Below are 15,369 nucleotides of genomic sequence, written 5' to 3'. Positions count from 1 at the left end.
AGCGTTGGTATAGTGGCCAGCGATATGTGATGTCTTGTTTTATTTTGGTGCGACAATAGGAATGCCTGACGGCTTATGATGGATTCGGCGCTGGTTTATATCTTATTGCTCACTGGAGTCGCACTAGGCTGGACGTTTGGTTATCGCTTTGCGCAGCAAGGAAAAAAATCGGAAAAGCCAGACTGGATTCCAAGCATTGAATACCTCCTCGCAGAATCTAACGATGCCTCGTTAGCAAAACTTCTTAATGTTGATCAAATTGATGACGATGCCATCGATCTTTTTTTAAAGCTAGGACGTAGCTTACGAGAAAAGGGCGAGGCTGATCGCGCTATTCATCTTCATCAAGCACTGTTTGCACGCGCTGATTTGCCTCGCAGTACACTGCATCTACTTGAACTTGAATTGGCACTGGATTATTCGTGTGCTGGATTATTGGATCGCGCGGAGAAACTGTACGTTGAATTGTTGGAAAGCAAGGGGCGAGTGCACGAACAAGCCTCTCGTTATCTTGTTGAGTTATTAGAGGAAGAAGGTGAGTGGCAACGTATATTTGATCTTCACAAACAGCGTAAATTCGCCTCTTTAGATCTGTTGGATCGCCGTATTTCTCATGCTGTTTGCGAACTTGCCGAGCGAGCGGTAGCCCGTGGCAACTATTTAGAAACACAGAACCTTTGTCGGCAAGCGTTAAAAATTGATTCTCGTTGCGCACGCGCATTTGTTGTGTTGGCGGATATGGCGTACCACCAAGGTGAATATCGGGAAGCCATTCGTTGTTATTTAAAAGCTGTTGATTTAGATGACCAAGCGTTAGTGCGAATACTTGACCGCTTGGTGCTGGCATTTAAGGCTGTAGATGATAGCAAGGGCTTGAAAGAGCACCTACAACGGCACTGGAATTTAACCCATTACGTACCCGCGTTAATCGCAACAATGGAATCGCTGGCTAGCGAAGAAGGCCCAAATCAGGCCATTCCTCAATTGTTAGCAGAACTGAAAAATCATCCATCAAATCAGGGCTTTTTCGCCTTAGTTGAGCTTGTCGTGCAGCACCGTCAGCAGCTCGACAAGTCGCAGTTACTAGTGGTCTATGATATCCTGCGGCGAATTGTTGCAAGCGAACCTAAGTTTGTTTGTACTAACTGCGGATTCAAGGCGAAGGAACCCCATTGGCGCTGCCCGAGTTGTAAAAACTGGTCGACTGTCACTGCATTTGTTCCCGCGCCACCAATGGCAAAATTGGACCTATGACGACATCATCTTCAACAACAATTAAATCGCCAATTGTTGTCGCACTCGATTTTCCAACCGCTGAACAAGCGTTGGCAATGGCAGACCAACTAGACCCGACCTTGTGTCGGATGAAAGTCGGTAAAGAACTCTACACGGCCACTGGCCCGATGATTTTGGAACAGCTGCATAAACGCGGTTTCGAAGTGTTTCTCGATTTAAAATTCCACGATATTCCTAATACCTGCGCAAAAGCGGTAGGCGTTGCTGCCGACCTTGGTGTGTGGATGGTCAACGTACACGCATCCGGCGGCGAACGCATGATGGTTGCTGCGCGTGAAGAATTAGAAAAGAAAAGCCACAAGCCACTATTAATTGGCGTTACCGTTTTAACTTCAATGGAACGCAGCGATCTTGCAGGCATTGGCTTAGACATCGATCCTATTCAGCAAGTAGAGCGTTTAGCGCGCTTAACCGAGAAATCAGGATTAGATGGTGTTGTATGCTCCGCCCAAGAAGTGAAATTGATCCGTGATATCTGCGGGAAAGAATTTTTAACTGTAACGCCCGGGATTCGTCCAGAGGGTTCCGATATTGGTGATCAAAAGCGGGTGATGACGCCGCGTCAGGCGAAGGAAGCGGGGGTGGATTATATGGTGATTGGTAGGCCAATTACTCAGAATTATGATCCGTCAGGAGTGTGCCTCCTGACCATTCAATCGATTGAGTTTATGCGAAATTAATATTAGCCCTATACATATTCGGGATTTTTTACAAACAAGTGAACAATTGTTGGTATTTTTTAAATCTTTACATATTACAATTAATGACTTAAATGTGTCTGAGTATTATCTCAGCATAAAACTATATTAATGCAAGCTGAGGTAGTTTAAAGAAATATATGACGGAGCATTGGAATTTATGAAACTAATGGGCTGATGGAGTTCAGCAGGTAATGTCGTTGGGATTATAGTTTTATAGTTTTATAGTTTTATAGTTTTATAGTTGAATTTTAATTAACAGGACCTCGATAGTGATAGAATTTTTATTAAGAAGGTTGGAGTTGATATTTCAACTTACCTCACGAGATATCTCATCAAAATTCAAAGGAAGTATATTCGGCAGGTTGTGGCTGATATTAACACCTATAGTTACTTTGTTAATATACACCTATGTATTTAGTTTTGTCTTCAAGATGAGGTGGGGTAGAGGTGATGAAGGGCTAGGATTTTTCGCTCTTAATATAATGGTAGGTATGATTATCTATAGTTTTTTTTCTGAATCTATCGGAAGAAGTAGTACGGTCATAAGAGGTAATACTTCCTATGTCAAAAAGATCGTCTTCCCACTAAATATATTGCCACTTGTGGTTGTGTTTTCTGCACTATTTAATGCCATAATAGCTTTTGGAGTTTTTCTTATCGGATACTTTGTTGTTCTGGGTCTCCCTAGTCTAGCAATATTTCAGTTGATTTTTTTGCTTTTGTCTTTACTTCTTACTGTGGCTGGCTTGTCTTGGGTCATTTCGAGTCTTGGTGTCTTTTTTTCGGATCTTCAACATTTAATTGGAACTCTACTCACGATGATGATGTTTATGAGTCCAGTATTCTATTCCATAACTATGGTTCCAGAATCAATGAGAGAGCTGATCTATTTAAATCCCCTCGTTTATTATATCGAAGGCTTTAGAGCCGTTTTGTTTCACGGTGAAATTCTAGACTCTGTCGACTATCTTCGTAACATCTCCATCTCGTTGTTGATATTCTCTCTAGGTTATAAGTGGTTTAATCGAGTTAGTAAGCATTTTTCGGACGTCATTTAATGAAAATACTACAGGTAAGTAAGTCAGATTCATTCGGCGGTGGTGCTAGCAAGGTCGCTTCACAGCTAACGGATTTAATGAATAATCTGAATCATCAAGTAGAGCACTTAGCTAGTTGGTCTGGATATGGTTATAATTCCACGCGTAAGTCGCTTTATGGTCGAAATGAACAAAGTATAAGGAGGTTGCATTACTATACTAAGAAAATTGGTTTTCCTGAGTATATACCTTATGAATATCCATCGTTACTCTCGAAGGTGAAAGAATTCAACCCCGATGTAATACATTTTCACGATTTATCCTCCGCGATATCCCCATTGACATTAAGTCTATTGGCGGAAAGTTTCAATGTTGTATGGACTTTGCATGACTGTTCTCCATTTACTGGAGGTTGCTTGTATCCTTTAAGTTGTGAGAAATATAAGCAGAAGTGCGGTTCTTGTCCGCAATCTGGAAATTGGCCTATAGATTCAGTTGTTGATACAACTAGTATAGGTTTGAGATTAAAAAAATACGTTCACTCTAAATCTAATATCACCTTGATTTCACCATCCAATTGGATGGCTGATATGGCATATAACAGCAAGATGATAAAGAATAGGCCATTTGTCATACCAAACGCTGTCGATGAAATTATTTATAATCCGGCGAGAAAGCATGATGTTCCGGATAAGGGGATTTTAGATTATGACGGATTAAAAGTTATTATTTCTGCCGGTGACCTTAATGATTATAGAAAGGGCATAGCGCAAGCAATAGAAGCAGTACAATTACTCGAAGAATATAATCCATTAATTATTTTAGTTGGTAGTTATAGCGAAGAGATAAATTCAAGGCTTAAAGGTTTTAATCGAGTATTCACTGGCTATATATCCGAACCGGTGACATTGGCTGCATACTTTTCTGCGGCAGATATCTTTCTATTTAGTTCTCTGGCGGACAATATGCCGTTGTCAGTACTAGAATCGTTAAGTTGTGGAACTCCTATTGTTGGATATAAAACAGGTGGCGTTGTTGACATGGTAAAGCATTTGAAAAATGGATATTTAGTCGATCAAGGAGATATCGAAGGATTGGTTGATGGGCTAAAGTTAGCGATGAACTGTGATATTCTTGAATCTTGGAGTGTAGAGTCGAGATTGGCTGTGGAGCGAAGTTACACTCAAGGAAGTCTCATTCAAAATCATATGAATTTATATAAAGAAATAATGGGTTGAGTTTTAATATGAAGCACTTTAAGTCAAGTAAATCAGCCTTTGAATATGCCGAATTGTTAGTGGCAGATAGTGTGGTTTTGTCATTTGATATATTTGATACGCTTGTGCACCGTTATGTGTCACCCAAAATTGTTATTGATGGCCTTTGTAATTGGCTGAAAAAAGTAGCAAATGATAGAAGTATTGCCTTATTAGCCGACCCATGGGAAGCAAGGCATCAAGCGTATGTCGAAATTTCAGCGGGAAGAGAATCTAAAGGGTTGGATTTTGAGGTAGATTATATTGAATTTTGTAGAAAATGGATAGAAATTTGCTTTGGTTCTAGTTATTCCGAACATTTGGCTTCCGAACTGCAGGCAACAGAACTTGATCTAGAGCTTTCTGTTATATATCCAAATAAGCATGCTTTGGAATTCTTTAATAAGATTAAAGACTATGGCCAGAAAATAATTTTGGTTTCAGATATGTATTTATCGACGTCTCATGTAGAAAATATTCTTAAGTGTGCTGGGTATGATTTATCTTGGTTTGAGAAAATCTATGTTTCTAGTGATTCGGGATATCTAAAGCGAACGGGCAACTTATTTAAATTCATTGAAAAAGATATTGATTTTTCTGGTAATTATATTTTTCATTTCGGTGACAATGAAGAAGCCGATGGAATGAGTGCTAAAACAGTTGGTTGGAACTCAAATATAGTTCAAGATAAAGAAGAGTTTGAATATATTAGAGATGCACAAAAAGATGTCGATATGAATAATTATGACCCAAATTTCTTGGGTTTGAATGGTTATAAATATTCAAATAGAAAAATGATTAATGACCTTGGAGAGCCTGCAAGCCTTCTTGGTCCTGTGTTGACCTCGCATCTACATAAGTGTGTGGAGCATTGCTTAGAGCATGATATTAAAAAAATATACTTTCTTTCTCGAGAAGGAGCGGTTCTTAAGGTTATATTTGATAACTTGGTTAAAGGGCTCCATCCAAATTCTAAAATTGAGAGTAGATATTTTTACACATCTCGTTTAGCAAGTATTACTCCTAATTTCCGAAATGGTATTACCTTAAAGCTACTTCAAAATTGTATAAAAAATACTGGAACTTACACTGTTGATAAGATTCTTGCTCCTTTTAGAATTCATAAAGATATCTTAAATAGATGCTGCCGCGAATATGGGATCCCTTCAATTAATTCTCCGCTTCCTCCGAATTTTGAAACTTGGGATCCGTTCCTGAATTTGATAGATGATATTGAAATTAATAAACTTGTAACTAAAACAGGAATAGATCAGCACGAGTTATTTATTGAATATTTAGAAGATTTAAATTTCTTTAAAGATAAAAAAATTGCTATGGTCGATGTCGGCTGGAGCGGACAAATACAAGATAATATTTATCAGTCGATTAGATTTCATGGTGACTGCCCAGAGATCCACGGGATATATTTAGGATGTAAGGTGGCAGCGCATGAACGGCAGGCTTCAAAATCCAAATATTATTGGACTATGAGTGATGAGTCACATATGGGATGGTTTGGATATTCTACGATCCGGTCGGTTTTTATTATGGAAACTTTAACGAGAGCACCACATGCCACGGTGGTAGGATATAATAAAGAGCATGGGAAAGTAGTACCAGCATTTAAATCGGAACAAGAAAACTCTAGAAAAATAGAAATTGAGAGCGATTCATTAATAGCGAGTTATCAGCGAAATGCAATTAAATATTCCGAGAATTATGTCAGTTTCTGTAAGTTTTATAATTTAACTTCTAGTGCGCCTATGTCGTTTGCCAAAATATGCTTGGACCAGATGATTAGATTTCCATCGATAGATTTCTCCAGCAAGATAGGGAAAATTGATAATGTGTCTGATTTAGGATCGAATGAAGTTATTAATTTGTCAGGCGGAAATGAAGGGTTTTTATCATTTATACGTAGTCATAAATTTACACTATGGCCATACGCAAAAACCTCAAATTTTAATAAATGGGTTCAACTTACGTATGTTGCACTAAAGGCATATAGATGTGCTGATAGAAACATTCCGATTCCTCGTATGCCTTCGACTAATAATTTTGGCTATATAATACCTAAAGATAAGAGCCCAGCTAAATTATCGAATATTGTTACTAATGAAAAATTCTTAGTAAATGAAGAGTACTTCCAATTACTGTCACTTATAAATGATAGTGCTAAGGATTGCATATCACTATCTGAATCTTATAATCCATCATCTACTGTATTGTCATATTTTTCTTTTAAGTTGACAAATTTCTTATGTAACCTTAGGCGAAAGCAAAGATATTATAATGATACTTACAGATTTAAAGTTATGTTAAAACAGAAAAACTCAAAAAATATTAGTTGAAACCCGGTGTTGTAATATGAATGAAATTGCTATATCAGTAAAAGACTTGAAAAAGCGTTATCTTGTCTATGATAAGCCCTCTGATAAGCTTAAGGAAATTATATTTAATAAGAAAATTGGTAAAGAATTTTGGGCTATTAAGGGTATTTCTTTTGAAGTAAAGAAAGGTGAATCTGTAGGAATTATAGGCCTTAATGGAGCAGGTAAATCCACTCTTTTGCAAATGATAGTGGGTACGTTGAATCCTACACATGGTAGTTGTCATGTGGATGGTCGAATCGCTGCACTTTTAGAATTGGGAGCAGGGTTCAATCCTGAATACACAGGTATTGAGAACGTATTTCTTAACGCATCGATATTCGGATTATCTCGTTTAGAAACTCAAGAAAAGTTACAAAAAATAATAGACTTCGCAGATATAGGTGATCACGTTTATCAACCTGTTAAAACTTACTCTAGCGGGATGTTTGTAAGACTTGCATTTGCAGTATCAGCGCACTTACAACCAGATATCCTAATTGTTGATGAGGCGCTTTCTGTAGGTGATGTGTTGTTTCAGCAAAAATGTTTTGCACATCTAAGCGGAACTTTAAAAAACAAAACTAAGCTATTCGTTACTCATGATTTCGCAACATTATCTTTAGTTGCGAATAGATGTATTGTTTTAAGTGAAGGTCTAATTATTTTTGATGGACCAACAAAGCAAGCAATAAAATATTATAATGAAATTATTCATTCTAAGTCCCAAGTCCAAAATATCGAATCAGGTGATACTTTACTTCCCGATAATTTAAGTTCTTTAAATAATGCCATTAATGATTTCAAAGATGTGGACTCAAATGCTCTCAGTGGATTAAGGGATTATGAAATCAGTAAGTACTCTTTGGTTGTAAATGATAGTAAGACAAGTATTGTCAATCATGGGGATGTTATAACCATATCATTATTGGTTAAATCTAATATTGCTAAACGTTTGACAGGAAAACCTGTCGTAGGTTTTTTCTTTAGAGATAAATTTGGTCAAAAGATATTCGGCCAGAATAGTCTTTCTTTACGTGAAGAATTTTCAGTTGAAAATTTTACGAAGATAGAGTTTGAATTCAATTGGCCTAATCTACAAACAGGCGAATATACGCTCACTCTTGGTTTGGGCTTTGTCGATCAAAGTAATGAAGTCGTTCATGATGTTCAGTGCTGGGTAAATGATTTCGAAATATTGCACTGTGTTACTCCTCATATTGAACATGGTATTTTTTCAGTACCCTTCAATGATTTTAAGGTAAACGATTATGTTATCAAATGAAGTTATAGAAGAATTAGGTTTACCTAAGTATTTTATAGATACCTATAATTTAACCGAAATGGTTACATTTTGGCCGATATTTGTACAGGTATTTAAGCAAGTTCCCCACCAAATAATTTGTGAGGTAGGTGCTAATTTAGGATATACAAGTAAACTCCTTGAAGAGTATTGTGTCGACAATGAGCGGACGTTAGTTATCGTAGACCCTCTGTTGTCAGAGCCTGTTAAGGAGCTTGAATATGCTCAGCTTCATGAAAAGACATCTTTAGATTTTTTTTCCGATGGTGGCAAAGCTGATATATATATTCTAGATGGTGATCACAATTATTCTACGGTTAAGATGGAACTTGATAGTATAAAATTTGCGAATGGTCTAGATGGAATGGTTTGTCTTTTGCATGATGTAGGCTGGCCTTGGGCTCGTAGGGATATATATTATAATCCTAATGAAAATTATATTAGAGATTATTCATACAATAAGAGTCTTCATTTAGAAACAAATGGTTTTAGTGATCGCGGATTTCCAAATGGTACAACGTATGCTATGGCTGATGAATATGGAGGAGCATGTAATGGTGTTCAGACAGCTATTGATGATTTTTTAAAGAGTAATAGTGGATTAAAATACTATAAGTTCCCCTCTTTATATGGGCTAGGTATATTGATATCAGAAAACCTTATTACCGAAGAGCTAAATCAGTTCCTTAATAATATTATGATTTTAGGCCCGATGCTTGGCATACTTGAAGCAAATCGATTGAGATTAATTCAGGGTTTACATGAACACCAAATTGATTTGACTAAAAACATCTTTAAAGTTAACGAGCTAGAAAAGCAAATAAAGAAAAAAGAAGAAGAAGATCGCTTGGTGCGAGAGAAACTTCTTATTTCGAATGCTGAAACTTCAATATTGGAAGAATTAAGCGCTAGGCAGCTGAAAAATGATAATGAGATTAATAGGTTATTAGAAGAAAGTAAGTTTAGGAGTAAAAGGATTGACGAGTTAATAGAAGATGATTCATTGAAAAACATGGAAATTTTGAACTTAACAGAGATTAATGGATCTCTCGTTTCTCAGATTGATAGGATTAAAAGTAGTTTTCTGGGTAGGCTATTGTTAAGGATTATTAGATGATCCCGAAGATGCCATATATAAGTACTGATTTACTTAATATAGCTTCTAATCTTTTTTATAAGTTGTTCTATATTTTTGGTTCGACTACATCTGATTTAGAGTCCTTATTAGATAAAAAAGTAATTCTGGATAAGTATGAGGCGTTTAGTTTTGATATTTTTGATACTTTGATTGAACGTAAGAATTTTCGGCCCGAGGATTGGCAGCGTAGAATAGTAGATTTATGGGCCGAGTGCCTAAATAACCTAGGATATGCTGTAAGTGCAGATGACCTATTTATTGCCAGGGCTCGAGTGGGAAAGGAGTTACGAGAAAGAAATCTTAAGGAAGGAGGTGATGGAGAGGTAAATATTAGAGATCTAATTGATACCCTAGTAAATACGATCTGTGATAGAAACCATGAAGAAATATTTAAATGTCTTCTCGATATTGAGTTGAATTTGGAGCTGACAGCTTTAACTGTTAAGCCTGGTGTACTAAATTTCGTGAATATACTTACTAGAAAAGGAAAGAGGTTGTTCGCAATTTCAGATATGTATTTGGACATACATTCTATCAGGTTTATCTTGAACTCTCTTGGATTTGTTGATGTGTTCGAGAACGTATATGTTTCGTCCGACTCTGGAAAGTTAAAAAGTACAGGTAGGCTCTTTGAGAAGTATCTTATTGAAAACTCCTTAACTGCTGATCGTTGTGTTCATATCGGCGATAATATATTCTCAGATATCAAAGGGGCAAAGGCCTCCGGTATTTCGCCGATACTTGTGAAGAGGTCGAAAGTCAAATCCTTAACTAAAGATAGTTTGTATAAGCTTGCTTTAGAGGATTTATATGATATTTATTTGTCGAATATTCCATATAGGAATGAGTCGTTTATTAATGATTATGTAGCCGTTAATATCTATTTTCCATGTTTTTTTTATATTGAAAAATTAGCCAATGAAGCTATAAAACTAAATAAATCTGTTCTCTTTGTGGCAAGGGAAGGGATTTTTTTGCATCAGATTTTTAACAATTATTGTCAACTCAAAGGCCTATCTATATCTTCAGACGTTATTTTTCTTAGTCGTGGCGTGTTCGATATTGATCAAACAGTTTCTGATAGTCAGGCGTATGCTAAAGAAATCTTTAACGCTCATAAAGACTGTTCATTACCAGAGCTTAAGCAGATTCATGATTTGAATTTGAAAAGATACTTGGAACAGTATGATTTCAATAATGTTCTGCTAGCTGATGTCGGATGGGGAGGTACTATCGAAAAGTCTATAAACTCGATCTTAAATACACCGCTATCTGCGAGATATTTTGGTGTAGACAAGAGGTACTATAATCCTCACGGTGATGGCGTTGTTTTTGCTAAGGCTGATCAAGCTTTGATACCTTCTGTTTATAGAGGTTTTGGAGCTTTTGAGGCTATTTTGAGTCCTGCCTCATATGGCACAACGTTGACTTATTTAGAAGATTGTGAATCGAAGCGTATTGTTCCTGTTCTTTCAAAGCTCTACGATACCCCTGCCTTTCCTGTGAAGGATCTTGATTTTAGTAATATTGTGAATGCTTACATTGACTTTAGGAGATCAACTGTTTACACCGATTTTGATGTTAAAATCATTTCTCAAAAATTATTTTTGAATTTCGCAACAACCCCCCCTTTTGAGTTTACTAAGCTTGTGAGTGATTTTGATACGGGTGGTAGCCGAAAGCTGGTATCTAAAGTTGGTTTTAATAGAAGTTTTTTGTCTGATCTAATGAGGAGTATATGGTTAGAAGGCTCGTTAGTGAATTCTGGATATGGTTTTATGCTTCCAATCGTTAGATTGGGTAGTTTTCTTGATAACGATAGAACCCGTAAGTTAGTTAAGAGGTTGATCCGGTGATTTGGAGTTTTGTTCCATTTTTATATTTTTTCAAAACTAGAACTAAAGGATGGTCGAGAAAGTTATCTTTTTTGTTTATATATTTTTTCACTTTAATTTACTTCTCTTATTTTTATTACGAAGCCGATCTGTATGATTTAGTTAGAGTTTTTTTCTGTTCTATGTTGGTATATATACCCTATGAAATTGGCTATATGATTAATGACTGTTTTGGTAGTAAGTATGAAACTAATAAAACGGAAAGGTTGGGGCTAACGGAAAGGAAATTTATAGAGCGTAATATTAGGGTTATATTTCTTTTTAGATTCTTCACTTCAATTCTAATATCATTTTTCGTATTAGAAATGCCATGGGTTATCCTTGTTTTTTTTATAATTTATTTACTTCATATTATATATAATTCTGTGCCTATACGCTTTAGGTTGTTGCTTCACTTTTTAATGGTTACTTCTCGTTATTATATTCCACTTCTTTTAGTCTTTGGTTTTTCATCTGAAGTAATGTTGTATATGATTCTTATTTTTCCGTTGCATAATAGTATTGAGAGAGTTAGGGAGGATAAGTTTCAGTTTTCTTCTGTAATTCGTAATTTTTCTCTATTTAATGCCACGACAGGTCGTGTATATTACTATCTGGTTTTAATCCTCATTTTTTCGGTATTATATTTCTTGGGTTTTGAAACCAGTTTCACTTATTTCTCGTTGCTTACTTTATTTTTATTTTTTAGAGCTTTTGCTTTGACTTATTCCAAGAGAGGCTATGATGACTAAAGATAGAAAGAGGCTAGTTTTTGTTGTTAATGTCGACTGGTATTTTGATCTTCATTGGTTGGATCGTGCTTTATTTTTTAAATCAGTTGGATTTGATGTTTTCTTGATTACTCGATTTTCTAGTGAAAATATCCGAAGTCGTATGTGCGGTTTGGGTATACATTGCTACGATATAGATTTATCTCGGAAAGGTTTAAATCCGATTTCTGAAGCTAGAACGCTGATTTCGCTTGGGTTCTTACTTAAAAGTATAGGTCCAGAGATTATCCATTCTGTTACAATAAAACCTAATATTTATACAGGGATTTTGGTTAAGGTATTTCTAAAAAAGCCTCAGGTTGTTGCTGTTACTGGACTTGGCTTAGTGTACAGCTCAAAATCTATTCTATTTTGCTTTGTAAGGCATTTCGTAAGTTTATTATACAAAGTCGCGCAGAGTAAGTACTCATACTTCGTTTTTGAAAATAGTGATGACTTTGAAAAGTTCACCCGGTACAAGATCGTCAAAGAGAACCGGGGGGAAGTGATTTATGGGGCGGGAGTAGATACTGAAAAATATTTTTATAAAGTCCCGCCTGGTAATAGATATATTTTGTTCGCTGCAAGGCTTTTAAAGTCTAAAGGATTTTATAACATCGCTCGAGCGGTCAAGAAGCTCAATTGTGAGGGTGCACAGCTCACTTTATTAGTTGCTGGTATCGTAGATGATGATGTAAATGAAGCCATACCTATTACAGATGTTGAGAGAATGCATAGTGCAGGAGATATTGTCTGGCTAGGAAATGTTTCGGATATGGTTTCCTTGTTGCATTCGGTCGACTTGGTATGTTTACCCACAGTTTATGGTGAAGGAGTTCCTCGTATCTTAATTGAAGCCGCTGCATGTGGCAGGGCTCTTCTAGCGACTAATGTCTCAGGGTGTAATGCTATCGTCGAGAATGGTTTTAACGGTTATCTAGTCGATCCTAATAAGCCTGCGATGCTAGAGAAAAGATTATTAGATATTTTTGAGGATGAAAACTACCTTAAGATGGGGCGGTGTGGCCGTGACAAAGTAGTTCTTCAGTTCTCTCAGGAGTTGGTTTTTGAAAAAACAAATAAACTATACCAAAGACTTTTATTGAAAGTTGAAAGTTTTACATAAGGCATCTAGTAGTATTTCGTAAGCGCTCAAACAACCCCATCTAAAACCCACGTCAAAATCCATTTAAGCTGTCTTCAAATTATTTAGCGAGACAGCTCATGACCAAATCGGAACAATGTAAGCGCTCAAACAACCCCATCTAAAACCCACGCCAAAATCCATTTAAGCTGTCTTCAAATTATTTAACGAGACAGCTCATGACCAAATCGGAACAATGGCAACAACACCTTAATCTCTGGCACGCCAGTGGATTATCGCAAGTCGCCTTTTGCCAGCAGCACAACATAGCCGTTCATAATTTTCAGTATTGGCGTAAACGTTTGTCGCCCAAGACCCAGTTAACGAAAACCAAGGCTCTGATCCCTATCACTCTAACGTCTTCGGCTCCTGCACGACTACGATTAGGCTCGCAGGTGTTGATTGAACTGTCAGCCGAGGCCTTACCCGATCTATTGCTGGCTCTCAATGACCGAGGACTTTTGTATGCTTCGGCCTAGCGCATCGGTTCAGGTGTATTTATACGCAGGCGCGGTGGATATGCGCAAGTCGATTAATGGCTTGTCCGCTCTGATTGAGCAGGAGTTAGAACTCAACCCCATGATCAATGCGCTGTTCGTCTTTTGTAATCGTAACCGCGATAAAGTTAAGCTACTGTACTGGGAGCGCAATGGCTTTGTGCTGTGGTACAAACGGTTGGAAAAGCATCGCTTTAAATGGCTAAAGCCGACCGACACTGCATCTCTCTGCATCGACGGTTACCAGCTGAACTTATTATTGGATGGGCTGGATATTTTTAATAATAAACCGCATGAAACGCTATTTTACTCTGCTATAAATTAACGGGTTTGGTATAATCCAACCCCATGAAAACACCACCGACTGATCACTTACCTGACGATATTGTTGCGCTAAAACAACAGCTTTTAGCGCAGCACCAGTTATTGCAATCGCAACAGAATCAGTTGAAAAAAAAAGAACAATTAATTCATCACCATCAAGTACTGTTAAATAAGAAACAATCACGTATCCAGTTTTTGGAAGAGCAGATCATTCTGTTTAAACAGCGTCAGTTTGGTAAAAGCAGCGAGAAGAGTGATCAGCAAGCCGAATTGTTTGATGAAGTCGAACGTGAGGACGATGCCTTCGCCCCTGAAATCGCAGAGTCCATCGATGCCGAAGTAAGCACCGCAGAGTTGGCCTCTGATGCTGTATCGTCTACGCCTAAAAAAGCCTCCGGACGTAAACCTCTGCCTGCGGTATTACCGCGAGTACGTATCGAACACGACCTTGCTGAAGCCGATAAACGTTGTGCATGTGGCTGTGTAAAAACCTGTATCGGTGAAGACACCAGCGAACAACTGGATATTATTCCTGCCGTGGTTCAGGTACTCGTTCATGCTCGCAAAAAATACACGTGTAAGGCCTGCGAAACCGGCGTGCACATTGCTGAACTTCCGAAACAACCGCTTCCTAAGAGCAATGCTAGCCCAGGCTTACTCGCCCACATTGCGGTTGCCAAATATCAAGACGGTTTACCTCTTTACCGGATGGAAACCATTTTTAAACGAATGGGCATTCATTTACCGCGTAACACCTTAGCCAACTGGATGATTAAAAGTAGTGAATGTCTGCAACCGCTTTACAACCTACTCAATGATCAACTTCTGGATAGTGGCTACATCCACATGGATGAAACTCGGGTACAGGTATTAAAAGAACCGGACAAAACGGCCGAAAGCCTCAGCTACATGTGGGTCCGAAAAACCGGTGATCGAGAACATCCCATCATCTTATTTGATTACGCTAGTAGTCGACGTACCGACGTTGCAGCCTCACTATTAGGTGACTATCAAGGCTACCTGCAAACTGATGATTACGCGGGTTATCACCGCATTGGGCAGCAAGAAGGTATCGTCGCGCTGGGCTGCATGGCTCATGCTCGTCGTAAATTTATCGACGCTCAAAAAGTCAGCCCTAGTCCCAAAGGGAAAGTCAGCAAAGCCGATATGGCGATCACCATGATCAAAGGGCTTTACGCCATCGAAGCTAGCATCAAAGACCAACCGGCCGATCAAAAACACAAAATCCGACAAGAAAAAAGTCGGCCTCAGCTTAATAAACTCAGAGCCTGGTTGGATAAAGCGCTGCAACAAACCCTGCCGAAAGGAAAAACGGGCGAAGCCTTAGCATACCTCGATAAAAACTGGGATAAGCTCACGGTATACATCAGCGATGGCCGACTCCATATAGATAATAATCCCGTCGAAAATACTATCCGGCCGTTTGCGATTGGACGCAAGAACTGGTTATTTAGCGATAGCCAACGTGGCGCAAAAGCCAGCGCCATGCTGTACAGCATAATAGAAACCGCCAAAGCGAACGACCTAGAGCCTTACGCGTATTTACGTACGGTACTGACGCGATTACCGCACTGTGAAACGGTGGACGATATTGAAAAACTGCTGCCGGAAAATATAGAACTGGCGGTTATTTAATTGG

General features: G+C 38.0%; 12 protein-coding genes. All 12 read left to right on the top strand.

Features of this window, described 5'->3' with window-relative positions:
• Positions 1–75: 75 nt before the first annotated feature.
• The 12 genes from TOL_RS11005 to tnpC all read left to right on the top strand — a co-directional run bounded on the left by TOL_RS11005 (position 76) and on the right by tnpC (position 15,365).
• Positions 76–1,254, top strand: coding sequence for a tetratricopeptide repeat protein (locus TOL_RS11005; protein WP_015487402.1), 1,179 nt, complete (start codon positions 76–78; stop codon positions 1,252–1,254).
• On the top strand, positions 1,251–1,976 hold the full coding sequence (gene pyrF, locus TOL_RS11000) for an orotidine-5'-phosphate decarboxylase (RefSeq protein ID WP_015487401.1): 726 nt from the start codon (positions 1,251–1,253) through the stop codon (positions 1,974–1,976). The genes TOL_RS11005 and pyrF overlap by 4 nt, the downstream gene beginning before the upstream one ends.
• Positions 1,977–2,266: 290 nt before the next feature.
• Positions 2,267–3,055, top strand: coding sequence for an ABC transporter permease (locus tag TOL_RS19530; RefSeq protein WP_041588485.1), 789 nt, complete (start codon positions 2,267–2,269; stop codon positions 3,053–3,055).
• Complete coding sequence (locus tag TOL_RS10990) at positions 3,055–4,272, top strand: glycosyltransferase (protein ID WP_015487399.1); 1,218 nt, start codon at positions 3,055–3,057, stop codon at positions 4,270–4,272. The genes TOL_RS19530 and TOL_RS10990 overlap by 1 nt, the downstream gene beginning before the upstream one ends.
• An 8-nt stretch (positions 4,273–4,280) precedes the next feature.
• Complete coding sequence (locus tag TOL_RS10985; RefSeq protein WP_015487398.1) at positions 4,281–6,641, top strand: hypothetical protein; 2,361 nt, start codon at positions 4,281–4,283, stop codon at positions 6,639–6,641.
• 16 nt (positions 6,642–6,657) lie between these two features.
• Positions 6,658–7,944: an ABC transporter ATP-binding protein gene (locus TOL_RS10980; protein WP_015487397.1), complete on the top strand. Its 1,287-nt coding sequence runs from the start codon at positions 6,658–6,660 to the stop codon at positions 7,942–7,944.
• Positions 7,931–9,079: a class I SAM-dependent methyltransferase gene (locus tag TOL_RS10975; RefSeq protein WP_015487396.1), complete on the top strand. Its 1,149-nt coding sequence runs from the start codon at positions 7,931–7,933 to the stop codon at positions 9,077–9,079. The genes TOL_RS10980 and TOL_RS10975 overlap by 14 nt, the downstream gene beginning before the upstream one ends.
• Positions 9,076–10,956 (top strand): HAD-IA family hydrolase, encoded by a 1,881-nt coding sequence (locus TOL_RS10970; protein ID WP_015487395.1) that lies wholly within the window; start codon positions 9,076–9,078, stop codon positions 10,954–10,956. The genes TOL_RS10975 and TOL_RS10970 overlap by 4 nt, the downstream gene beginning before the upstream one ends.
• Positions 10,957–11,715: 759 nt before the next feature.
• Positions 11,716–12,870 (top strand): glycosyltransferase family 4 protein, encoded by a 1,155-nt coding sequence (locus TOL_RS10960; RefSeq protein ID WP_051052405.1) that lies wholly within the window; start codon positions 11,716–11,718, stop codon positions 12,868–12,870.
• Positions 12,871–13,067: 197 nt separating this feature from the next.
• Positions 13,068–13,367, top strand: a complete 300-nt coding sequence (tnpA, locus tag TOL_RS10955) for an IS66 family insertion sequence element accessory protein TnpA (protein WP_015487392.1) — start codon at positions 13,068–13,070, stop codon at positions 13,365–13,367.
• Positions 13,354–13,710, top strand: coding sequence for an IS66 family insertion sequence element accessory protein TnpB (tnpB, locus tag TOL_RS10950; RefSeq protein WP_015487391.1), 357 nt, complete (start codon positions 13,354–13,356; stop codon positions 13,708–13,710). Before tnpA ends, tnpB begins: the two co-directional genes overlap by 14 nt.
• Before the next feature lie 23 nt (positions 13,711–13,733).
• Positions 13,734–15,365, top strand: a complete 1,632-nt coding sequence (tnpC, locus tag TOL_RS10945) for an IS66 family transposase (RefSeq protein WP_015487390.1) — start codon at positions 13,734–13,736, stop codon at positions 15,363–15,365.
• Positions 15,366–15,369 lie beyond the last annotated feature (4 nt).

It is taken from the genome of Thalassolituus oleivorans MIL-1 (assembly GCF_000355675.1).
In the GTDB taxonomy this organism is placed as follows: Bacteria; Pseudomonadota; Gammaproteobacteria; order Pseudomonadales; family Oceanobacteraceae; genus Thalassolituus; species Thalassolituus oleivorans.
Note: the sequence above shows the minus strand (reverse complement) of the source record. Positions and strands in the feature narration are given on the sequence as shown.

Bases quoted from the DNA above. Each gene is read 5' to 3' on its own strand.
- TOL_RS11005 (WP_015487402.1), top strand. From the start codon at position 76: ATGATGGATTCGGCGCTGGTTTATATCTTATTGCTCACTGGAGTCGCA.
- pyrF (WP_015487401.1), top strand. From the start codon at position 1,251: ATGACGACATCATCTTCAACAACAATTAAATCGCCAATTGTTGTCGCA.
- TOL_RS10990 (WP_015487399.1), top strand. From the start codon at position 3,055: ATGAAAATACTACAGGTAAGTAAGTCAGATTCATTCGGCGGTGGTGCT.
- TOL_RS10985 (WP_015487398.1), top strand. From the start codon at position 4,281: ATGAAGCACTTTAAGTCAAGTAAATCAGCCTTTGAATATGCCGAATTG.
- TOL_RS10980 (WP_015487397.1), top strand. From the start codon at position 6,658: ATGAATGAAATTGCTATATCAGTAAAAGACTTGAAAAAGCGTTATCTT.
- TOL_RS10975 (WP_015487396.1), top strand. From the start codon at position 7,931: ATGTTATCAAATGAAGTTATAGAAGAATTAGGTTTACCTAAGTATTTT.
- TOL_RS10970 (WP_015487395.1), top strand. From the start codon at position 9,076: ATGATCCCGAAGATGCCATATATAAGTACTGATTTACTTAATATAGCT.
- TOL_RS10960 (WP_051052405.1), top strand. From the start codon at position 11,716: ATGATGACTAAAGATAGAAAGAGGCTAGTTTTTGTTGTTAATGTCGAC.
- tnpA (WP_015487392.1), top strand. From the start codon at position 13,068: ATGACCAAATCGGAACAATGGCAACAACACCTTAATCTCTGGCACGCC.
- tnpB (WP_015487391.1), top strand. From the start codon at position 13,354: ATGCTTCGGCCTAGCGCATCGGTTCAGGTGTATTTATACGCAGGCGCG.
- tnpC (WP_015487390.1), top strand. From the start codon at position 13,734: ATGAAAACACCACCGACTGATCACTTACCTGACGATATTGTTGCGCTA.